Source organism: Brevibacillus sp. BC25 (assembly GCF_000282075.1).
Classification (GTDB): Bacteria; Bacillota; Bacilli; order Brevibacillales; family Brevibacillaceae; genus Brevibacillus.
In genome coordinates this window covers 150,809-172,893 of sequence record NZ_AKIX01000039.1, presented here as the reverse complement: position 1 = coordinate 172,893, position 22,085 = coordinate 150,809, and the positions used below count along the sequence as shown (strand labels likewise).

19 protein-coding genes and 2 other annotated features (1 of these 21 cut by a window edge) are annotated in these 22,085 nt (G+C 49.4%); of the genes, 16 read left to right on the top strand and 3 right to left on the bottom strand.

All coding sequences use genetic code 11. The features are described from left to right. Window positions 1–173 (top strand) — a binding site (T-box leader) (it extends 97 nt beyond the left edge of the window). Window positions 174–214: 41 nt separating this feature from the next. Next, window positions 215–449, top strand: a binding site (T-box leader). A 65-nt stretch (window positions 450–514) separates the two neighbouring features. From PMI05_RS11815 to abc-f, 5 genes are all read left to right on the top strand, one after another. After that, entirely contained in the window at window positions 515–2,059 is a 1,545-nt protein-coding gene (locus PMI05_RS11815; RefSeq protein ID WP_007721543.1) for a 2-isopropylmalate synthase, read from the top strand. Window positions 2,060–2,808: 749 nt separating this feature from the next. Beyond that, a complete protein-coding gene (locus PMI05_RS11805; protein WP_007721540.1) occupies window positions 2,809–3,210 on the top strand; it encodes a hypothetical protein in 402 nt (133 codons plus the stop codon). A gap of 13 nt (window positions 3,211–3,223) precedes the next feature. Further along, complete coding sequence (locus tag PMI05_RS11800; protein WP_007721538.1) at window positions 3,224–4,162, top strand: AEC family transporter; 939 nt, start codon at window positions 3,224–3,226, stop codon at window positions 4,160–4,162. A 99-nt stretch (window positions 4,163–4,261) separates the two neighbouring features. Further along, window positions 4,262–5,059, top strand: a complete 798-nt coding sequence (locus PMI05_RS11795; protein ID WP_007721536.1) for a stalk domain-containing protein — start codon at window positions 4,262–4,264, stop codon at window positions 5,057–5,059. Window positions 5,060–5,515: 456 nt separating this feature from the next. Next, a complete protein-coding gene (gene abc-f, locus PMI05_RS11790) occupies window positions 5,516–7,441 on the top strand; it encodes a ribosomal protection-like ABC-F family protein (protein ID WP_007721533.1) in 1,926 nt (641 codons plus the stop codon). A 64-nt stretch (window positions 7,442–7,505) separates the two neighbouring features. On the opposite strand, the gene PMI05_RS11785 is transcribed toward abc-f, so the two are convergent. Then, window positions 7,506–8,681: a tetracycline resistance MFS efflux pump gene (locus PMI05_RS11785; RefSeq protein ID WP_007721531.1), complete on the bottom strand. Its 1,176-nt coding sequence runs from the start codon at window positions 8,679–8,681 to the stop codon at window positions 7,506–7,508. Window positions 8,682–8,865: 184 nt separating this feature from the next. Between PMI05_RS11785 and PMI05_RS11780 the strand changes: the two genes are divergently transcribed. The 10 genes from PMI05_RS11780 to PMI05_RS11735 all read left to right on the top strand — a co-directional run bounded on the left by PMI05_RS11780 (window position 8,866) and on the right by PMI05_RS11735 (window position 19,241). Further along, window positions 8,866–9,264 (top strand): hypothetical protein, encoded by a 399-nt coding sequence (locus tag PMI05_RS11780; RefSeq protein ID WP_007721529.1) that lies wholly within the window; start codon window positions 8,866–8,868, stop codon window positions 9,262–9,264. Beyond that, the gene (locus PMI05_RS11775; protein ID WP_007721527.1) at window positions 9,261–9,467 is read left to right on the top strand and encodes a YqgQ family protein; all 207 of its coding nucleotides are present in this window, start codon (window positions 9,261–9,263) and stop codon (window positions 9,465–9,467) included. Before PMI05_RS11780 ends, PMI05_RS11775 begins: the two co-directional genes overlap by 4 nt. Before the next feature lie 190 nt (window positions 9,468–9,657). Then, on the top strand, window positions 9,658–10,245 hold the full coding sequence (locus tag PMI05_RS11770) for a DedA family protein (protein WP_007721525.1): 588 nt from the start codon (window positions 9,658–9,660) through the stop codon (window positions 10,243–10,245). 214 nt (window positions 10,246–10,459) lie between these two features. Continuing rightward, a complete protein-coding gene (locus PMI05_RS11765; protein WP_007721523.1) occupies window positions 10,460–12,502 on the top strand; it encodes a methyl-accepting chemotaxis protein in 2,043 nt (680 codons plus the stop codon). Window positions 12,503–12,668: 166 nt separating this feature from the next. Further along, complete coding sequence (locus PMI05_RS11760) at window positions 12,669–14,084, top strand: NAD(P)/FAD-dependent oxidoreductase (RefSeq protein ID WP_007721520.1); 1,416 nt, start codon at window positions 12,669–12,671, stop codon at window positions 14,082–14,084. Further along, the gene (locus PMI05_RS11755) at window positions 14,081–14,920 is read left to right on the top strand and encodes an NAD(P)/FAD-dependent oxidoreductase (protein WP_007721518.1); all 840 of its coding nucleotides are present in this window, start codon (window positions 14,081–14,083) and stop codon (window positions 14,918–14,920) included. Before PMI05_RS11760 ends, PMI05_RS11755 begins: the two co-directional genes overlap by 4 nt. Window positions 14,921–14,947: 27 nt before the next feature. Beyond that, window positions 14,948–15,412 (top strand): CoxG family protein, encoded by a 465-nt coding sequence (locus tag PMI05_RS11750; RefSeq protein WP_007721516.1) that lies wholly within the window; start codon window positions 14,948–14,950, stop codon window positions 15,410–15,412. Window positions 15,413–15,431: 19 nt separating this feature from the next. Beyond that, window positions 15,432–16,202, top strand: coding sequence for a DeoR/GlpR family DNA-binding transcription regulator (locus PMI05_RS11745; protein WP_007721514.1), 771 nt, complete (start codon window positions 15,432–15,434; stop codon window positions 16,200–16,202). Window positions 16,203–16,226: 24 nt separating this feature from the next. After that, window positions 16,227–17,696 carry an amino acid permease gene (locus PMI05_RS11740; RefSeq protein WP_007721511.1) on the top strand — a complete coding sequence of 490 codons (1,470 nt, stop codon included), beginning with the start codon at window positions 16,227–16,229 and terminating at the stop codon, window positions 17,694–17,696. Between the two features lie 24 nt (window positions 17,697–17,720). Next, window positions 17,721–19,241, top strand: coding sequence for a glycerol kinase GlpK (locus PMI05_RS11735; protein WP_007721509.1), 1,521 nt, complete (start codon window positions 17,721–17,723; stop codon window positions 19,239–19,241). Window positions 19,242–19,304: 63 nt separating this feature from the next. Here PMI05_RS11735 and PMI05_RS11730 read toward each other — a convergent pair whose 3' ends face one another. Both PMI05_RS11730 and PMI05_RS31065 read right to left on the bottom strand, forming a co-directional pair. Then, the gene (locus PMI05_RS11730) at window positions 19,305–19,763 is read right to left on the bottom strand and encodes an NUDIX domain-containing protein (protein WP_007721507.1); all 459 of its coding nucleotides are present in this window, start codon (window positions 19,761–19,763) and stop codon (window positions 19,305–19,307) included. Window positions 19,764–19,778: 15 nt separating this feature from the next. After that, window positions 19,779–19,934: a hypothetical protein gene (locus PMI05_RS31065; protein WP_007721505.1), complete on the bottom strand. Its 156-nt coding sequence runs from the start codon at window positions 19,932–19,934 to the stop codon at window positions 19,779–19,781. A 128-nt stretch (window positions 19,935–20,062) separates the two neighbouring features. On the opposite strand from PMI05_RS31065, the gene tkt reads away from it, so the two are divergent. Further along, window positions 20,063–22,069 carry a transketolase gene (gene tkt / locus PMI05_RS11725; protein ID WP_007721503.1) on the top strand — a complete coding sequence of 669 codons (2,007 nt, stop codon included), beginning with the start codon at window positions 20,063–20,065 and terminating at the stop codon, window positions 22,067–22,069. Window positions 22,070–22,085: the final 16 nt, after the last annotated feature.

Genomic DNA, 22,085 nt, shown 5'->3' with positions numbered 1-22,085 from the left:
GAGCGGCAGGACTGAACAAGATGTAGCGCTGCATCGAGCAGTAAGTTCTGACGGTTAACCTCCGTGATCGGGTTGTGCTGATCGACTAGGATCAGTACATGAGGTGGACTTCTGGCGAGTAGCTGGGGTCAACGAGAGTGGTACCGCGATAGACAAGGTCTGTCGTCTCTTCGATAGAGACGGCAGGCCTTTTTGATTTTCACAACGACATAGAGCAAACGCGAAGAACGGGAGCTAGTAAAGCGAATTTCTTGTCCAGAGAGCTGCGGGTAGGTGCGACGCAGTCAGGAAATGCTCGAATCTCACCCGGGAGCGGCAAGGTTGAAAACATACAGTAGACCTTGACGGATCGTCCCACGTCATCGGGACAGCGAGGTGGATTCTCTTTTGTAAAAAGAGGGGATCAACGAGAGTGGTACCGCGGCAGCCAAAAGCCTGTCGTCTCTTGTATATGGAGACGGCGGGCTTTTTTTATTACGGAAAAAAACGACCAAAAATTGAGGAGGCATTACCCATGACAAAACGAATCCATATTTTTGATACGACACTGCGTGACGGAGAGCAAGCGCCAGGAGCGTCTCTTTCGCCTGAGCAAAAAATCGTGATAGCGAAGCATTTGGCAGACCTCGGCGTGGATGTCATTGAACCAGGTTTCCCAATCTCCAGCCCCGGTGACTTCATGGCGGTGCAACGTATTTCACAAGAGGTGCACGGCGTGGAGATCTGTGGCTTTGCTCGTGCAGTGAAAGAGGACATCGATGCTGCCGTTCGGGCTACACAAGCGGCAGAGCGTCGCAGACTACACATGTTCCTGTCGTCCTCAAGCATTCATCTGGACTTCCAACTCCGCAAGTCGAGAGAGCAAGTGATTAAGATTGCCCGTGAAATGATTGCGTACGGCAAACAGTTTGTAGACCGGATCGAATTTTCTCCGATGGATGCGACTCGTACAGGCGATGAGTTTTTGTTTGAGATGATCGAAGCGGCAATTGAAGAAGGGGCAACTATTATCAACATCCCTGATACAGTAGGGTACGCACTTCCAGAAGAATACGGGGCCATGTTCACTCGTGTCATGAAAAACGTTCGTGGCAGCGACAAGGTAGAGTTCAGTGCACACTGCCACAATGACCTGGGACTCGCGGTTGCAAACAGTTTGGCTGCGATTCGTGCGGGGGTCACCCAAGTCGAAGTAACGGTCAATGGGGTAGGTGAGCGAGCAGGGAACTGCTCCTTGGAAGAGCTGGTGATGGCAATTGAGACGCGTAAAGAAGCATTGGATGCCGAGACTGGAATCAGACCAGAGCACATTTACACCACTTCACAAAAGGTGAGCCGTGCCATGAGCTTCCCGATTGCTTTCAACAAACCAATTGTGGGTCGCAATGCCTTTCAGCACGAAGCGGGAATTCATCAGGACGGTCTCCTAAAAGAGCGCAGCACCTACGAAATCATGGATCCGGAGAGCTTGGGTGTGCCTCGCAACATGATCATTCTCGGAAAGCACTCCGGGCGCCATGCCATCAAGCACCGCGTAAACGAATTCGGGATACAGCTGACCGATGAGCAGATGGAAACACTGTACGTCCAATTTAAAGAACTGGCTGACAAGCAAAAAGTTGTCCAGGATCATCAGTTGCTTGAGCTGGTAGGACAAACCGTGAACGCGGTACTGGAGCCATTTACATTGGTCAATGCGCAAGTGCTCACCGGCACATCCGGACATCGTATGGCTTCCTGCACGATTACGAATAATGTGACAGGAGAAGAACAAGCATACTCTGGCACCGGAGAAGGACCTGTTGAGGCATTGGTGGCAGGCATCAAGCAGGCACTGTCGTTCAACGTGGAGTTTACGGACATGGAGCTGTATTCATTGTCGTCGGGAGAGCATGCGACAGGCGAAGCGATCGTGACGGTCAGCGCCAACGGAAGTCATTTTAAAGGAGTTGCCGAGCATCGAGATGTACTGATGGCGGTCGCGCAGGCGTTTATGGCAGCGAGCAATCAGGCGGTGCGTGATCATCAGGCCAAAGCTGTAACAGCTGGGGCTAACTAAGAGTCAACTATAAAAAGTCAGCCTGTAGATGTTTGCAGGCTGACTCATCACGTGCTTATGGCTGTAGTGGGGAGAAGAATATTTCCAGTCTAGGCTCCAGGCTCCGTCCTGCTGAGGGCTGGGACTGTCCGCTCCAAAGGGATTCGCGGGGAAACGCAAAAGTGGTAGCCGCTTCGTAGCGCGAGCACGTTGCGTTTCTTTTGCCCGCGAATCCCTTCTCCGCTCGGTAGGACTCCACAAGTCGCTACGTCTGGAAATATTCTTCTCTGTCGTAACTGATGACATTTCTTCCATTCTTTTAAATCTCTAAAAGCATGTTTAAACACGGAAAGCTCGTAGAGGAAACAGGAGAAAACAGCGAAGATCTTTGGTACACCGACCGAGACGGAATGCAAAAAGCGAAACACGCCTTTAAGCGTCCACCTCTGAATTACATCCTGAAACGACTACTTTGGACGCGGTTTCGTTTTTTGCATGGAGGCGGGCAGTCAATCCCACAGCGGGTGGGACAAGAAGCTGAGCGTTTTCTCCTGTTTCCTCGACACCACTACAGAACGTTTACACTTTTTATCCCTTTTAAGATTCTCCATTCATACGGTGGCTATGTGCATGAGACGAAAACTTGGCGCAGAAGTAGTGGTTGAGGTTCCTCGTCAAGAAGCGTACAATTAGTACGAATTGAAAGGCCTACAAGCAATTACGTGCTTGTTCTTCATAGGAGAGCACACCGACAAAAGGAGTCAATCAACATGTTAAACGACTGGCGTATGTATACAGATGGAAGTGGAATGGAGCAAAAGCATGTAGCTTGGCATGAAGTGCTGAAGGAAATCGCTCAATTGGATGGAGTAACGCGGACGTTGGTTCACGCAGCGTATGGAGACCATGTGGATTTGGTCGTAGCAGGCGGGAACAACGGCAAAGTATTGGTACAATGGAAAGAACACGAGCCGGTTGAGCAGCACTTTGTCCTTGCGGCAGACAAACAATCGGCAGTGATGTCCACGCTCGTCATCGAGGGTAGTGAAGTTGCCTTTCCCCTTTCCTGGTGTGTTCCGCTTGAGCGGGTTGTTCCTTTGTGCGGGGATTTGCTAAGAACATGTGAAAAAGGGGAGCCAACCGAACTCGAATGGCTTCCGGTAGAAATGTAGGCAGGAGGGCAGCATGGAACTACAAACGTTGCAGCAGTCCATCCTCATCATGGCCGTCATCATTGGGATCGGTAGCTTAATCGGCTACCGGCAACCCTTGACTGCGGACTCTCGCCAACTCGTCATCACGATTATTGTAAATGTAGCCATGCCGTGCATTATTTTAGACGGGATCTTTCAGACAACCATTGATCAACAAATTTTATACCAAATTTTTGCAATATTCTTCATTTCGATTATCCTAAACTGCTTGGGCATTTTTATCGGCTGGTTAGGTGCGCGTGCACTTCCGCTCCCGGTGAAAAAACGCCGTGAGATTGCGCTCTTGTCCGGCTTGGGGAATACAGGCTTCATTGGTTTACCGCTTTGTGCAGCATTGTTTGGGCCAAAAGGGGCGCTCTTGGCGGCTATTTTCGACGCAGGTGTGGATGTCGTGCTATGGACAGTGGGTGTAATGATGCTCCAGGAAAAAGGAAGCTTCTCCTTAAAAGGGCTCAAGACACTCATCAACATTCCGATGGTTGCGATCGTATTTGGACTTGGTTCTGCCATCATCGGATTTGTGCCGCCTGAGCCTGTGAAGCAGCTGTTTGGAACGCTGTCCAAGCTCGCCTCTCCGTTAGCCATGATGTACATTGGTATGCTCTTGCCTATGTTTTTGCGCAACAAACCGCAAGTATCATTGAAGCTTTTGAGTATGCCACTCGCATTTAAATTAGTTGTTTTTCCGCTGATGACGGCGTTTCTTTTGTCCGTTTTTTCAATCGACAGCGATATCGTCAGCGTTTCCCTTGTACAAGTAGCAATGCCTACTCTGACATTGGCCTCGATTTTGTTCGGGCGCTATGCGGCGGATGAGGAGATGGGTGCCATGACGACGGTTTGTTCCACCTTGTTGGCGCTCTTGTCGATCCCCGTTGTTCTGGTCATGGGAAATTGGCTTTTGCACTAATCTCTCGCCAATCTCAGTCATAGTGAAACGAATCAGAGGTAACCTATGTCTAACAAGTAAAGAATGACGAAAATGATGATTAGGGATGGAGGAACAACAATGAAAGGCAAATCGATTTTGGCTGTTGCCCTGACACTGCAAGTGTTGGCGGCTTATCCTGTGCAGGCGGCAGTGTCTAGCACACCACAAACAACGACAAATGCGATACTGGTAAACGGAGAGCAATCTTCCTTGGCAAAAGCACCGATTCTCGTCCAGCAGCGCACCTATGTATCTGCCGAGGATGCGAGCCGGATTTTAGAAGGCACTTGGAAACAAGATGCAACGAATGGAGAAATGAAGCTGGCAAAAGGGACACTGACGTTCCAACTCGTTACAGGAAAAGTAGCGTTGAATGGCAAGTGGCTGCTAGATGGACAGGGCGCAATCGTGCGTGACAAGCAAGTGTATTTGCCGTTGAGATGGATGGCAGAGCAGGCCGGACATCAAATCACGTGGAATGCCGAGAAAAAGGCGGTGGAAATTGTGATGGCTGGAGAAGAGAGTGCCTTTACGCTTGTCGATACCGATAAACTGACAGAACAGGAACGCACGTTTATTGACTCGGTAAAAGAACAGCAAGGCATTCACAAGCAGGGAGACCTTTATGTCATCGCACGTGGGTCCTCACCGAATCCTGGCTACGGACTGCAAGTAACAAAAGTCGAGCAGAGCTGGGAGCAGCTTTTTGTATATGTCAAACAAACGCTGCCTGATCCGGGTAGAATGTACCCGCAAGTGATTTCCTATCCGTATTTGGCGGCAAAAGTGAAGCTGCCACCTTACACGACGATTGTCTTTCTGGATGCAGAGACGAAGAAGCCGCTGTTTGCCACAGAGGGCAACGGAAGTCGATAAGAAAATCGGGTAAAAAACGCACAGGGCCTGCTAGTGAGGAGCACGTAGCAGGCCCTCTTGTTTTTGTGTGACTCCTGATGTAAGATATGGTTGTGATTTCCTATCCCTTGAGAAACGGAGGTGTGTGTACGTGTTCGGAACTCTGCAAGCATGGTTTGTGGTAGAAACTTCCAGTATGACGCATGATTTTGCATTCAACGGGACCAGTCTGTCCTTTTTTGCGCATACAACTGAACGGAGTTTCCATAGGCGTACCATGCATCGATCAGGGGCGGTTTGTTCTTGACTATAATGGGTAACTGACGTAAGGTCGGTCCCTTTCACGATGCCGCAGGTAATGGCCTGCGGCTTTTTTGCGTCCACTCGCATGTACGGTGTGGTCTCAAAAATTGTGCCGGGGCCACCAGGAAGTCCATTATTTTGAACCGTTACCAACTTTTCAAGGAGGAAATAATCATGATTATTGTCGCGACACAGCAATTGCAGAAATCGTACGGAGCAGATCCGGTTTTACAAGATATCACATTGGAAATCAAAGTAGGAGAACGCGTCGGGATCGTCGGACCGAATGGAGCAGGTAAAACTACATTGTTCAAGCTGCTGGCTGGTATCGAAGGCCCCGATTCTGGTGAGCTTTTTCGGGCAAAAGGAACGATATGGGCGTACCTGCCGCAAACACCGAAGTATCCGGCTGAGTGGACGGGGGCGGATGTTGTAGCCAGCGCTTTTGCAGATGTTATCAAGCTGCAGGAGCAGATGCGCGAGCTCGAGCAACAGATGGGATTGCTTTACGAAAATGAACAAGAGCTAAACCGCCTCATGCTGCGCTATCAAAAGCTGCAAGATGAATTTGAACAACTGGATGGCTATCAGTGGGAGACGAAAATGACCCAGGTGACACAGGGCTTGGGAGTTAATTCAGAACTGTTAGCAACACCTTTTGCCCAACTCAGCGGTGGGGAAAAGACGAAGGCTGGTCTTGCAAAGCTACTCTGCCAACAAAGCGATGTTCTACTCCTGGATGAGCCGACCAACCATTTGGATGTGGAGTCGATGGAGTGGCTAGAGGAGTTTTTAAAAAATTATCAGGGCACGATCCTGATCATCTCCCATGACCGTTATTTTTTGGATGCGGTCGTCACGTCTGTCTATCATGTGGACGGAGGAGAAGCCGAATTCTATATCGGCAATTACAGTGCGTTCGCTACGGAGCGTGAAGAACGCTTGCTGCGCCAGTTTGCCGCTTATCAGGAGCAGCAGAAGCAGATTAAGAAAATGAAAGAGACGATCAAACGGCTCAAGGAGTGGGGCAATCGCTCCAATCCGCCGAACGAGGCTTTTCACCGTAGGGCAAAAAGCATGGAAAAAGCGCTGGCGAGGATTGAGCGTATCGAGCGACCGAAAATGGAAGCGGATCGCATGGGCTTGCAGTTTATGAAAACGGACCGAAGCGGGCAGGATGTGCTGAAAGCGACGGGGGTACAGAAAACATTTGGCGGAAAACAGTTGTTTGTGGACGCTAGTTTTTTATTGCGCTTTGGTGAGAGAAAAGCGCTGCTTGGACCAAATGGCTGCGGTAAATCTACGCTGATTCGCATGCTGCTGGGAGAGGTTGAGCCAGACGAAGGTACGCTCAAAATAGGCAGCAGCGTTAAGGTAGGCTACTTGTCACAGCAAGCTTTGGAAGGGGATCAAAACCAGCGGCTGATTGACGTTTTCCGTGAAGTAGCCAGAGTGACGGAGCCGGAAGCACGACATTTGCTGGCACGGTTTATGTTTTACGGCGAACAAGTTTTCAAGCGGATCGGGCAGTTGAGCGGTGGAGAGCGAATGCGACTGCGATTGGCGCAAATGATGCATCAGGAAATCAACCTGCTCATTCTGGACGAACCGACCAACCATCTGGATATCGAAGCGCGAGAAACATTGGAGGAAGCGTTGGCCGATTTTCGCGGGTCGTTGTTTATCATCTCTCATGATCGCTATTTCCTGCAAAAGATGGTAGATGGTGTGTTTTGGGTGGAAAATAAGCGGTTGGTTCACGATGTGGGTTCCTATGAGGAAGCAAGGGAAAAACAAAAACAGAGGATCGCTGCTCATGCCAGTAAGCCGGAGGAAATAGAGCGAAAGCAGCCAGTCATCAAGCAAGTTCAAGAGACGGCCGTGACGAATGCGACAGCCAAACGTCCGAATCCATATAAGCTGGCAGAGCTTGAACAAAAAATAGCATCATTAGAAGGAAGAAAAGGTGAACTGACGTCCTTGCTCCAGAGCGAAGGCGCAGATTACGAGCAGTTAGTGGCTTGGCAACAAGCGATTGATCAGGTGCAGCAGGAGATAGAGGTAACTTTTTCGTCTTGGATGGAGTTACAGGAACAGTAGGTTGCAATAAAAATAGCACCGCCAGCAAAGTGTTGAATGCTGGCGGTGCTTCCTTTTGTATCGCTTACGATTGCACTTGTGTGCTTGGTTCTGGCAAGCGACGATGGCTGCTGACGAACCAAAGGAGGAGCAATACCATCAAGACCCCGCCGAGGAAGAACGGACCGCTGTGGGAGACTTGGTAAACCGCTCCACCAGCTAATGGACCTAAGATGCGTCCAAGGCTGTCCATCGAGCTGATTGCCCCACTCGTCACGCCTTGGCCTTGCGTCGTCCGTTGGGTAATCATTGCTGTAGCTGTCGCTCTGATCATTCCTTGTCCTGCTCCGAATAACGAGAGGATCAGCGCCAGCACCCAAAAGTTACCCGACAGTGGAATGGCAAAAAAGCCAATGCCGTAAAGAATCATCCCAATGACTAGGACACTTGCTTCCCCTAGCTGTTTGACCATTCTTCCGATAAGCCCGCCTTGTACTGCGGCAGCGATCAAGCCCATGACGAGAAACATGTAGCCGAGGTCTTTGGAGGTGAAACCGTACAAATCACTTATGTACAGGGCAAAAGTCGTTTCTAGTCCGGAAAAAGCAAAGGAGACGGTGAACAAAATACCGTACAGCAAGGACATGGAACCGAACAAAGAGACAAGCGGATTTTGCCGCTGTTCTTTTTGCAGATTCGCCCGTTTTTCTTTCGGCAAGCTCTCTGGCAAGGCAAACAGGATCAGGAAAAACGTAAGCAACGCCACGATACCCGAAGCGTAGAAGGGAACGGCAAAGCCGAATTCACTGAGCAGTCCACCAATTACCGGACCGAAGACAAAGCTAAGTCCAATCCCGGCGCCAATGACCCCCATCCCTTTTGCCCGTTCTTCTGAAGGGAAGAGATCCGCCACCATAGCGGTTACGGTTGGTAATGCGGCAGCCGAGACGATTCCACCCAAAATGCGATACAGGAGCATTTCTGTATAACTGTCAGCTAGTCCAAACAGGATAAAGGTGATGGAAAAGCCGAACAGCCCGAATGATATGAGTGGCTTTCGCCCGACTCTGTCTGAAAGTGCTCCCCAAATCGGTGCAAACACCAACTGCATAATATTGTAGCTGGCAAAAAGCACGCCGATTTGAAACGAAGTCGCACCCAATTTTTCCGCGAAAAAGGGAAGAATGGGGATAATGATGCCAAAACCGAGCATGATGAAAAAAGCAATAAAGAACAAGAGGGCAAGGTGCTTCTTATTCACTACGTCTACCTCTTTTCGCACAAAAATCTATTTAAGCGGATTGTTTGCTTTTTCCACCTTACGTGAAGGAAAAGACGAAGTCAAGCCAGCAACGTGGGCAGTTATGGCAAGACGTGCTATAATAGAAAAGAAATAAGAATGGCTACCTATATTGTCAAGTATATATCCATGAGGTGTTTGTTACATGTCTACTGCGATGCTTTACTACCTGGCCTGGCATGAAGATGATTGGCTAGATGAAGTGCTCGATCGTTTTCCTGAAATCAATGCCATTGTGCCTTCGGTCAAAACGTTTGAGTTGCTGGCTAAACAAAGAGAGTCCGGAGAAGTAGGGCGAGCTGTCCTCGTTCTGAATGCGGCTGTCGAACAGGAGAGATGCAAGGCGTTTTTACGCTTGTGTCAAGAACACCCACAGCTGTCCGCGGACCCTTTGTATATCGTCGGATTGAAACCAGAAGAGGAGGAGACGTGGCAAGAAGCGTATCCACACGCGAAGATCATCGTCATTACCGGCTTTGCTGTCGAGTTTGATTACGATGCCGTCCTCGCAAGGATGGAAATCGATCTGGAGGGAGCTCATTGAAAATAAACCCGAATGAATTCGATTTGAAGGCGTTTCTGCACCGTTTCGGATTATTTATTTATACAGGTGATCCTGAAGGAGATTTGCTGTTGATAGAAGATGAAATTCGGGAGCTATATGAGCTGAATGTCATTGACAAGGAAGAGTTCATTGAAGCCATGTCAGCATTGCGCAGCAAGCGTAAGGCCGACGGAAGAGAATAGAGAGTAAGAACGTGTTTGCCAAGCCGTGTGTATGCGGTAGTTGGTGAACACGTTTTTTTTGTTTGGGAATCTCGAATTCTATTTTGTAAGAAATTCTTCAGAAATACTTATCCTTTTCTTAAGGATTTCTGTCTTCTTTTGAAAGGTTTACCCGTTAGGATAGAGTGCAGAGAGAAAGGAGGCGGCACAGGTGGAGTTTACAGGGTATTACGAGCTATTCTGGGAGATGGTTACAGGCATGCTGGGAAAATTCATTCCTGATGAGATTACAGTCATGACTGTAGGGGCGCAGATTGCCAATACAGGAGCGGACTTTTTTACAGCATTTGCCGTCATATACCCCGTTTTTTTCATCGTTTCTTGCGCGGGGTACTTACTGGGAGCGAAGGCATTTGGCTGGATGACCCGGAAGCTGGGCTTGCGTGCTGATTTACTGTCGGCATTGCGTGGTTCAATGGGCTGGCTGCTTGTTTTTGGTATCTTTCTTCCGATTATTCGTCATATCGTGCCTATCCTCGCCGGTGTCAGCCGAATGCCATTTCGGCAGTTCCTCCTATTCTTTTTACCGAGCAGTATCGTTTGGACCTTGCATTACTTTGTGGCAGGCTATTGGTTCTCCGATCAACTGGAAATAATGGTTGCGGGAGTTTATCAATATAGCAAAATTACGTTGACGATCGTTTGTTTCGCAGGGTTCTCGTTCCTTATGATTCGCCAGTTGCAGCGTCTTGGTGGAATGAAAGAACCTCGAACGAATAAGCAACCACCTGTTTCGTAATCGATACGAATTTCTAGAGTGCGGTGTCTACTATCCACGAGCTTTTCGGATGGCAGACGCCTTTTTGTTATGCGGATTTATTATCGTTATGTTCTGATATTTTTAAAAGTTTGTAAAGAAAAAGTTTACATATGGTAATAATGGGGTAGATTACCAAATGTCGTCGTGAAATGAAGTTCCATTTTTAAAAATTTGTGTGATTGGAGGCTTTTGCATGAGGAGCATAAAAAATGTGCTGGTAACCATTTTGGCTGCCATCACCATCGGTATTTTTATTCTTCAGCTAGTGTTTGGTTTTCTCCAGTTTGAGCAAATTATCTCGAATGAAGTAGAAGCAAAGCTACAAATGCAGGTAGCCAAAGAGGCGGCTTATCTGAATGGTATGCTGGACAAGACAGGCAAGCTCTCGGAAACACTCACTTATTCTGTCTCTCATGGCTCCAAGGAAACAATCAAGCATATCGAAGGGACGCTAGTCGATGTCGTAGCGTCTGAGCCTTTGATTGTGGGCGGTGGATTTTGGATGGAGCCATACAACTTCGACAGCTCGCAAAAGCTATACGGCAGATACGCTATCCGCAATAATGACAAAGTAGAGCTCGATCCGGCTTACAGCGATGGCAGCTATGATTATCTCGCACAGGATTGGTACAAGGCGGGGATGGTTGACAAACCATATGTGTGGACTGAGCCGTATGCCGACCCGATTTCCAAAGTTCCTATGGTTACAGCAATTGCGCCCATTAAAGTGGGAGGAAAGATCAGTGGTACGACGACATTGGATATCGGGCTTACGGAGCTTAACAAAAGCATCGAAAATCTGAAGGTTGGCGAAACAGGTTATGGTTTTATCGTTTCCAAGTCGGGTATTTACGTTTCCCATCGCGATGCACAAAAGAACTTGCAGGTGAAAATTACGGACGAGTCTGAAACGGGATTGCGGGACATTGCCAATCAAATAACAGAAGCAACCGCAACGGGTATGACGCAAGCAACCATAGATGGACAAAATCAATACGTCACCTTCGCTCCGATCGGGGAAACAGGCATGACGTTAGCTACTGTCATGCCCGCAGCAGAGATTAACGGACCGATTACCCAATACTTTTACATCAGCCTGATTATTTTTGGTGTCTCCATCAGTATTTTCCTCGTGATCTTGTATTGGTTCGTCAATCGACAGGTAGCACGTCCACTGTTGCAACTGAAAGCAGGCATCGTCAACTTGGTGGAAAAAAAGGATTTAACCCAGACGATCCCAATCCGGCGCAAGGATGAGATTGGCGACGTAGCGACAGCAGTAAATGCATTTATTGAAGATCTGCACGGAATGATGAAAAATATTAGCGGCTATACCGGTCAAGTAGGAACAGTCTCGGAAACCTCCGCAACGAAGGCTCATGAAGCACGACTTGCCTTTGGTCAGGTGGCCTCGTCGTTCCAAGAGGTAGCAACAGGGACAGAGAATCAACAGCATAGTGCTGAAGAAAGTGCGCGTGCCATGGAAGAAATGGCGATCGGTATTCAGCGGATTGCCGAAGCCTCCTCCACGATGGCAGAATCATCGAAACATATGGCAAACGAAGCGGTGGCGGGCAACCAATCCGTAGAAAAGGTGTCAGGACAGATGGATTCGATCAACCGATCCGTAAGCCATTCGGCCGATGTCGTTCGTTCGCTGGATAGCCGCTCAGCAGAAATCTCACAGATCGTGGAAGTAATCGCAAGCATCGCATCCCAGACGAACCTGTTGGCACTCAATGCGGCGATTGAAGCTGCGCGTGCAGGTGAACAGGGAAGAGGCTTCGCTGTGGTAGCGGATGAAGTGCGAAAGCTGGCAGAGCAGTCCAACTACTCGGCCAACCAAATTGCCAACCTGATTACCGAAATCCAAAGGGAAACGACTTCAGCGGTACAAGCCATGGATGAGGGAACCCGCGAGGTCGAAACTGGAATCCAGATTGCCCATGAGACAGGGGAAGCATTCCGCCGGATCATGGATTCTACCCAGGATGTATCAGATCAGATTCAGGAGATCTCCTCCGTTGCAGAGCAAATGTCAGCGGCAACGGAACAGGTGACGGCATCCATTTTGCAGTTGTCCTCGATTGCAAAGGAATCTGCCGCAAGTGCATCGAGTGTGGCTGCTTCAACGGAAGAGCAGCGCATCTCGATGAATCAGCTCTCTACATCCGCAGAGCAGCTAAACCAGATGGCAAAAGAATTACAGCAAATGATCAACCGTTTCACACTCTAACCACTTGTTTGTTTGCAAAAAAATGCAAAATGATGAACTGCTGCTGTCATACGATGGGAGCAGTTCGTTTATTGACAGAAAAATACAAGTCAGAATATAATGAATACAAATCAAAGCAAACAAAAGCAATATTTTGCAAACAAAAATCCGAGGCTGGTGGAACAGAATGCATAACCATAAGTATGACGTTGTGGTGATTGGTGGTGGAGTAGTCGGTACAGCCATATTACGCGCCCTCTCGTTTTATCAACTGAAACTGCTTTTAATCGAAAAGCAGCCTGACGTTTGTGAAGGGACAAGCAAGGCGAACAGTGGGATTGTTCATACTGGGTTTGATGCAAAGCCAGGCACGGTTGAGGCAGAGTGCCTTCGCCGGTCCCGCAGCTTATGGCCGATGTTGGTTGAGAATCTGAGAATCCCCTTCATTCCGTGCGGCGCCGTAATGGTGGCGACCAACGAAGAAGAAAAGCAGATCATCGAAACCACCTATGTTCCCAATGCAAAGGCGAATAACGTAGATGTTCACTGGATGTCTGCTGAGGAGATTCTGGAGATGAATCCCGCTGTGACAGCCAAGGTAACAGGCGGATTGGCAGTACCGGGTGAAGCGATTTGCGATCCATTCTGGGCCACCAGAGCTTTCGGAGAGATAGCAGTACTAAACGGCGCGGAGGTTGTGCTTGGGCATGGCGTCTCCCACATCGAGACTGTATCGGATGGAGAGGACTTGCGCCTTACGCTGGAAAATGGTGAAACGGTTACGACCCGATATGCGGTGAATGCGGCTGGATTATGGTCCGATGAAATTGCCCGGATGGTGGGAGATAAGAGCTTCTCGATTTCACCACGAAAAGGCCAGTTTATCCTGACCGAAGAGGCGATATCTATCTCCTCGATCATCTTGCCTGTTCCTACGAAAACCTCCAAGGGCGTGTTGGTTTCGCCAGTGGTGTTCGGCGGTTTTCTGCTTGGGCCAACGGCGGAGGATCAAGAGGACAAATGGGATCGCTCCACCTCACAGGTCGGCATGGAATCGGTGCTGGCAGGCTGTGAGAAACTGGTCCCCGACTCTCGGAAGTTTTCGACGATTCGTCAGTTTGCTGGTGTCAGGGCAGTTTGCAGCGAAGGAGATTTTGTCATCCGTCCATCCGTTGTACAGTCACGCATGATTCATGCCGCCGGGATTCGTTCCACCGGACTCTCTGCTTCCCCTGGCATAGCAGAGCTGGTAGCGGAAACGCTCCAGAAAGCCGGGCTTGAGCTACAAGCAAACGAACAGGCACAGCATGCTCTGCCGGACCTCTTTTCAGAAGAGCAGGAAACAGGAGAAATCATTTGTCTGTGCCGCTCCATTACCCGGAGTGAGATCGTCAATTCCTTAAAGCGTCCACTCACCCCGCAGACCATTGATGGAGTGAAGCGGCGGACGGGCGCCACCTTAGGAGAATGCCAAGGAAACTGCTGTATTCCCAAAATCATCGATGTTATGGCCGAGACCTATCCTGAACAGACCGGGAAGCAGCCTTTAAAAGGAGTACGAGACTCTTATCTAGCTGTATCACAAGGAGAGAAGCAGGCATGATGTATGAATTGGTGATCATTGGAGCAGGAATCTCGGGATTGACGGCAGCCCTTTCAGCGTGGGAGAGAGGAGTCAGCTCTGTTCTGATGATCGATTACCAGAAGAGAAGAGGTGGCTTCACCTTACCGTATTGGAGCTCTGACGAGTTTGCTCCAGAACGGGGGCTGCTGGAAAAAGCGTCGTCGCTTCCCTACGAGATTCACGAACAATCAACAGTCGTCGGTTTTTTCCCAGGGGCAAACGGTCAACTGCACCAGTTGTATGTCCAATCGCCGATGGGCACCTATTCTATTGAGGCTAAAAAGGTACTGATCACGTCAGGCTCACTGGAAAAACCGCGTGAGGCGCACAAAATCCCGGGGACACGTCCGGCAGGTGTCATGACCCCGCTGATGGCGATGCAGCTGATAGAGCGAGGACATCAGCCAGGCCGCAAGATTGTGTTGATCGAGAATGGCCGAATCTCTCGCAGTACAGCGACCCTTCTGGAAAAAGAGACGAGCAATCTGGTCAAATATGCGGAGTCAGATTGGGAGCTTACCTCTATCAAGGGATTGTCCCGTGTAGAAGGAGTACAGCTGCGGAATCGGATGACGGATGAGGTAGACGAAGTGGTGTGCGATACGCTCATTTTTGCAAAAGGTCGGGTGCCCTGCACGTTTTTCTTGAAAGGAACGCCAATCGAGCGAGATCATCACGATGCCATTATCGTAGATGCCACGGGGAAAACGAATCTGCCAGATATTTACGCCGCAGGGAGCTGTACCTGCCTTGGCGACGATGATCACATCAATTCGATGGAATTGGCAAAAGAAACAGCCAAGCATCTCTTTTAAAGCGATCATCAGAAGGGAGAGTTTACGATGAAGCTATCCGATTCGTTTACGATTCAGGCAAGCAAAGCGGATGTATGGTCCGTCTTTATGGATGTGGAAAAGCTCTCAGGCTGCGTACCAGGCTGCAAAGAAGTAAAAATGAGCAGCCCCACTCGTTATGAAGCGAACATGGAAGTGAAAATACAGTTTATGACGATTCAATTTCGCGTCACGGGGGAATTAAAAGAAGCGGTAGAAGGAGAAGCACTGCAAGTGGAGATGACCGGACAACCGGTAGCGTTGGCAGGGTTGTTCCGCAATCAATTGCACCTTCAGCTAAAAGAGGAGCAGCCGGGAACCACACGGGTGCAATACGAGATGGATATGCAAATGACAGGACGACTGGCATCATTAGGAGATATACTAATGAAGGGGACTGTGAAGAAAAAGGCAGAAGAATTTGCGACGAACGTCCAGACCTTGTTCCAGTCTAGTCAGGAGATTTACAATTAAGAGAAGATGGTGATCATCCATGCTACAAGAAGAAAGACAGCAGCTGATCCTGCAAATGCTACAAGAAAATCAATCCGTTCGAATTGCAGAGCTATGCAGCCGATTAATGGTGACGCGCGAAACAATCAGGCGTGATTTGTATGAAATGGAGCAGCAGGGGCTACTCAAGAAGGTGCATGGTGGCGCTATTCTGAATAAAACCAACGTGGAGCCTCCTTATGCCAAACGGAGTGGATTAAACTTGGCGGAGAAGGAGGCGATTGCGGTCGCCGCCGCCTCCTTGGTGGAGGACGGCGACGCAATCTATATTGATTTGGGCACGACGACACAATTGTTCGCCAAACACCTTTACCATAAAAAAGGAATTACGGTGATAACCAATGCGCTACTGGTGGCATTGGAACTATCTTATCACCCGGATGCAAAGGTGATTATGAGTGGGGGTGAATTGCGAGCAGGGGATCTGGCCATGTCCGGACCGATAGCCAGGAAAAGCCTCGAGGGGTTGTTTGTGGACAAAGCGTTTATTGGTGTAGGGGGATTGGCAGCAGAAACTGGTTTTACGGATTACCATGTGGGCGAGTCAGACATCAGGCAGCTGATGCTTACAAACGCCAAAGAAACATATGCACTGATTGATCATTCCAAAGTAAATGTAACCGCCTTCATGAAGGTGGCAGAGCTATCCGACATCGACGTAGTCATTACAGATGAGGAACTACCCCAATCACTTGCTGGGCGACTCGCTCAGGAAGGATTGCAAGTCATCGTTGCTAAGACATCCGTGTAAAGCAAATGGTGAGGGAGGCAATCAATGGTGAAACAATCGGTACAAGCAAATGATTCGCAAGATATGCAAACGTATCATTATAAGCAAGAATTGAGACGGACATTAAAACTGTTCAGTTCGTTTGCCGTCGCGTTTTCTTTCATTTCCATTACCACAGGCATTTTTAGTAATTATGGATTTGTGCTTAGTACGGCAGGGCCGGCTGGTATCTGGACCTGGCCGATTGTAACCATTGGACATTTATTAGTTGCCATTATTTTTGCAGAGCTGGCTGGACGAATTCCATTGAGCGGTTATTCCTATCAATGGGTGACACGTCTTGCCAACCCAGGGCTTGGTTGGTTTGCTGGCTGGATTGCCTTTTGCTTTCTCGTTATCGTGGTTCCTACCGTCGACTATGCACTGGCGCCCATCATTGCCGAGATGTTTGGCTGGGATACAGGCTCCAAGACGCTGGTCTGGATCGTGATTGGCACGCTGGTCGTACAAGCTTTATTAAACATTTATGGAGTGAAACTGGCTACTCGCATTAATGATATCGCCGTATACACTGAAGTGATCGGTATGGTTGGGATCGTTGTGGTGCTGGGGGCAGTTGTGATGTACAACGGGGCAAATTGGAGCACGCTGACCGATATCGGTACCGCTGCGACTCAATCAGACGGCTCGTACCTAGGCGCTTTTATCATGGCTGCCCTGATGGGTTCCTTTACGTTGGTAGGGTTCGAGGCTGCTGCGAATCTCTCTGAGGAGACGATCAATGCGAAAAAAACGGTGCCTCGTGCCATGATTTTATCCGTATTACTAAGTGGTGTGATCGGTTTCTTGCTGTTGATCGTCATTTCTGTTGCCATCACGGATCTGCCGACTGTGCTCGGTGCAGCGAATCCGATTCCGTACATTTTGCAAACAAGTCTTGGCTCTGCTGTATCCAGCTTCTTTCTGGTGCTTTGCCTCATCTCCATCTTCGCGTGCGGCTTGATCATCATGGCTTCCGCTTCCCGACTCATTTATGCGTTGTCACGCGACAATGTATTCTTCGCTTCCTCCATCTTCAAGAAGGTATCACCTCAGACTTCCGTACCAACAAACGCAGTTTTACTCGTTTTAGTGCTAGGCATACTCGCTGTGTTATTCGCAGATTCCCTGACCCTTCTGGTAGGGGCCACCTCGGTTCTGCCAGCACTTCTCTATCTGACAACGATTGCTGCTTATGCATGGAAACGCAAGGAACTGCCCAAATCGAAGTACTTTGATCTGGGCAAGTGGCGCACACCGCTCACTTTCCTTGCTATCGCATGGTTGATCTTTGAAATTGGCATCTTAACTATTCCGGAAAATTTCCATAGCGTAGCGATCGTGGCAGCTACTTTGCTGGCTGTTGGCGTCATTTTGTATCATCTGTTGTTCCGAAAAGGGATTATGGAGGGCCGTATCGGCATTAAAGACAGAACATTCCGATTTGATGAAGAGAAAGAAGATCATTCAGCCTAGAATAATGAAAAAGGAGTCTGCTGTATGGAGAAGTATTTGCTGTCGATCGATCAGGGAACAACTGGGACCAAGGTGCTGCTGGTAAATCACCATGGACGGGTTGCTGCCGAAAGCTATCAGAAGCACACGCAATATTATCCACAATCCGGATGGGTGGAGCATAATCCGGAGGAGATCTGGGAAAAGGTCTTGATGGGAGTCGCTGACGTGCTGCTCAAGGGACGTATCGAACCTGAGCAGGTGGAAGCGGTAGGCCTAGCCAATCAGGGGGAAACGGTCCTCTTCTGGGATTCGGTCAGAGGAGAGCCGCTTTATCCGGCTGTCGTCTGGTCGTGCCGCCGCTCCGATCAAATCGCCGAGCGTTGGAAGGCGGATGGTGCGTGGGCACAGAAGGTAGCCGAGAAAACCGGACTTTTGATTGACCCGTATTTTTCTGCGACCAAGATTAGATGGATGATGGAGGAAGTGCCTCTGGTGCAAGAAAAGATCCGACAGCGGCAGGCTTATTGCAGCACGCTTGACTCTTGGCTGATCTGGCAGATGACAGGAGGCACCTCGTATGTAACCGATGCTTCCACCGCTGCCCGAACACTGTTGTTTGCTCATCGGCAGGGGAATTGGGATAAGGAAATATTGCGGTATTTGGAGATAGAGGAAGACTGGCTGCCGCAAGTTCGTCCAACAGTTGGCTCGTTTGGCCGTACAGATCCGGTTACATTTTGCGGCATTCAAGCACCGATTCTCGTCAGTCAGGTGGATCAACCAGCCGCCCTTTACGGTCATCTCTGCATAGAGCCGGGTATGTCCAAATGCACGTATGGTACGGGCTGCTTCGCATACATGAACGTGGGAAACGAGCCGTCTGCTACGAAAGAGAGCGGACTCTTGACGACGCTTGTCTGGAAACGCGGGGCGCAACATACTTATGCGCTTGATGGAGCGATTTATGCGGCGGGGTCTGCTGTCGAATGGGGAAAGGAGCAGCTTGGGCTGTATCAGGATATAGACGAGCTGCAACGATGGTCGGAGCAGTGGTATGAAGAGCTGCACAAGGGAGAAGCCCCAACCAATCTTTTATTTATCCCAGCATTGAATGGGATCGGCACGCCATACTGGAACTCGGAGGCGAGAGGAGTGTTTCTCGGACTCTCCCAGCATACTGACCGACCGCTGATGGCAAAAGCGATGCTGGAAGGGATCGCTCACCGTGTAGCGGATGTGTTTGTCACAATGGAACAGGTAGTCGGACAAAAGATTTCCGTCTTGCGTGTAGATGGCGGCTTGACGGACAATCCGTATTTGATGCAGTTTCAGGCAGACCTGCTGGGTGTTCCGGTTGAGGTTCCTGAGATCAATGAAACAACAGCGATGGGGATTGCGTTTCTGCTCGGGGAAGAGTGCGGCTGGTGGTCGGTGAACGATTTGGAAGCGCGAATGAAGGTAGGGCGTCGCTATGAGCCGCAGATGGACGAAGAGGTGAGAAATAGACTGCGTGCTCGTTGGAACAAGGCGGTTCACCTCTTGTTACAAATAAGCGAAGGGTAACATAAAAAAAGCAACCAATTGCCAAAGCGAGCACAATGCTTTTGGCGGATTGGTTGCTTTTTATTACTTCTTTAACTCGAATGCAGGCTCCCAGCCAAAGCTGTCAAACCACTGCTTTTGCCTATAGTTCGAGAGAGCTTGTCTCACATAAGGAATGACGTTCGGGGGTAATTTATCCATGTCCACCCATACAAGCTCATCGCATTTATTCGGCTCGGCATTGATAATTTCTCCGCGCCATTCAGTGGCAGCGACAAAAAAATCGATGCGCTCATCATTGGAGCGACGATGCATGACGCCTACCATCTCCAAGCTCGCTGCATCGATGTCAATTCCGCATTCTTCTTTGGCCTCGCGGATCGCGGCTGTCTTTACTTCTTCATTCCCGTCCAGATGTCCAGCGGGAACACTGTAATTGCCGTCTTGGTAGCCGGTATTGTAGCGGCGTAATAACAAGACTTGCGCACCCTTCACCAGGAAAAGGTGAACGGCTACCTGCATCGCGAAGCGCTCTTTCTGCATGCGGATTCTCCTCTATTAATGATATTCTTCCGGACGATGATTCTCAGCAGCTTGTCTACGACGTTCCATTCTGTTTTTTTTCAAAATAGGAGAGCTAGTCATGGCAAAGAGTAGCATACCAATTCCAGCAACACCTAAAACGATCCCGATAGTAAGATACAGCCAATTCATTGAAAAGACCTCCTTAATTCATGCAAAGCGAACATGATTATGAATGGGAACTATGCTATAATGGCACAGTGTGTTTTTACCTGATTCTCGGTAGTAATTTCTAGAAAACGCAGGGAGGATTTTGCGAGATGACTCAGCATACGTCTGTTGATCAGCTATCCATTAATACCATCCGCACGTTGGCGATTGATGCCATCGAGAAGGCGAATTCCGGTCACCCGGGAATGCCGATGGGTGCAGCCCCTATGGCACATGTACTGTGGAGCCGCTTTATGAAAGTAAATCCGAGCAATCCAAAATGGATTGACCGTGACCGTTTTGTCCTCTCAGCAGGACATGGCTCTATGCTATTATACTCGATGTTGCATCTGATGAAATACGATGTTTCACTGGAAGACCTACATAACTTCCGTCAATGGGGCAGCAAAACGCCTGGTCACCCTGAGTTCGGACACACGGCAGGTGTTGACGCGACAACGGGTCCTCTGGGACAAGGGATCGCGATGGCTGTCGGTATGGCGATGGCTGAAAAGCACATGTCAGCTGTTTACAACCGCGACAATTTTGACATCGTTGACCATTACACATACGTGATCTGCGGCGACGGTGACTTGATGGAGGGTGTATCCAGCGAGTCTTCTTCTCTGGCTGCTCACCTGAAACTGGGCAAAATGATCGTGCTTTACGATTCGAACGATATCTCTCTGGATGGCGAGCTTTCCCGTTCCTTCTCTGAAAATGTAGCGGGTCGCTACCAAGCGTATGGTTGGCAATACATTCGCGTAGAAGACGGCAATGATCTGGCTGCTATCGACGCGGCTATCGCAGAAGCGAAAAAAGATTTGGATCGTCCTACCTTGATCGAAGTAAAAACCGTCATTGGATACGGAAGCCCGAACAAAGGCGGCTCCAGCTCTTCTCACGGCGCTCCGCTTGGAAAAGACGAAGTGAAGCTGACAAAAGCAAACTACGAGTGGAACCATGATAATGAGTTCCACGTACCACAAGAAGTGACTGATTTCTACGCAGGCTTGGCTGATGCTGGCGAAAAAGCAGAAGCGGCTTGGCGCGACCTGTTTGCTGCTTACGCAAAAGCGTATCCAGAACTGGCGCTGCAATTTACGACTGCAGAAGAAGGTCATCTGCCTGCTGGTTGGGACAACCATATGCCGACGTATGAAGCTGGCGCAAAGCTGGCGACACGCGTTGCTTCCGGTAATGCGATCAATGCATTGGCAAACAGCGTTCCGTTCTTCTTGGGTGGATCTGCTGACTTGGCACATTCCAACAACACGGTGATTAAAGAAGCGGGCAACTTCCTGCCAGGTTCTTATGATGGCCGTAACATTTGGTTTGGTGTTCGCGAATTCGCGATGGGTGCAGCCCTCAACGGTATGGCTCTCCACGGTGGCGTAAAAGTATACGGCGGTACGTTCTTCGTGTTCTCCGACTACGTGCGTCCGGCGATTCGTCTCTCTGCATTGATGAAGCAGCCAGTTGTCTACGTATTTACACATGACTCGATCGCAGTTGGTGAAGACGGACCGACGCATGAGCCGATTGAGCAGCTCGCTTCCTTGCGTGCGATGCCAGGCTTGACCATTCTTCGTCCGTCTGATGCAGTAGAAACGAACGAAGCTTGGAAATATGCTGTATCCCGTACAGATGAGCCAGTTGTACTGGTGCTGACTCGTCAAAACCTGCCAGTCCTGCCTGAGACTATTGAGAAAGCGGCAGAAGGCGTGAGCAAAGGTGCGTATGTTCTGGCAGATGCGCCTAGCGGCAACCCGCAACTCATCCTGTTGGCAACTGGTTCTGAGGTATCCCTCGTGATGCAGGCGCGTGAGCAACTCCTCGCGAAAGGTATTGAAACACGCGTTGTTTCTATGCCGAGCTGGAACCTGTTCGAGCGTCAACCGAAAGAGTATCGCGACGCTGTGATTCCACCGGCTGTAAAAGCACGCGTGGCGGTAGAAATGGGCTCTCCAATGGGGTGGGAGCGTTACGCTGGCGATAGCGGTACGGTCATCGCAATCAATCAGTTTGGCGCATCTGCACCAGGTGAGCGCATCATGAAGGAATACGGCTTCACGGTAGAAAATGTAGTGGCTGAAGCAGAAAAACTGCTGAAATAAATCGTAAACCTTTAGG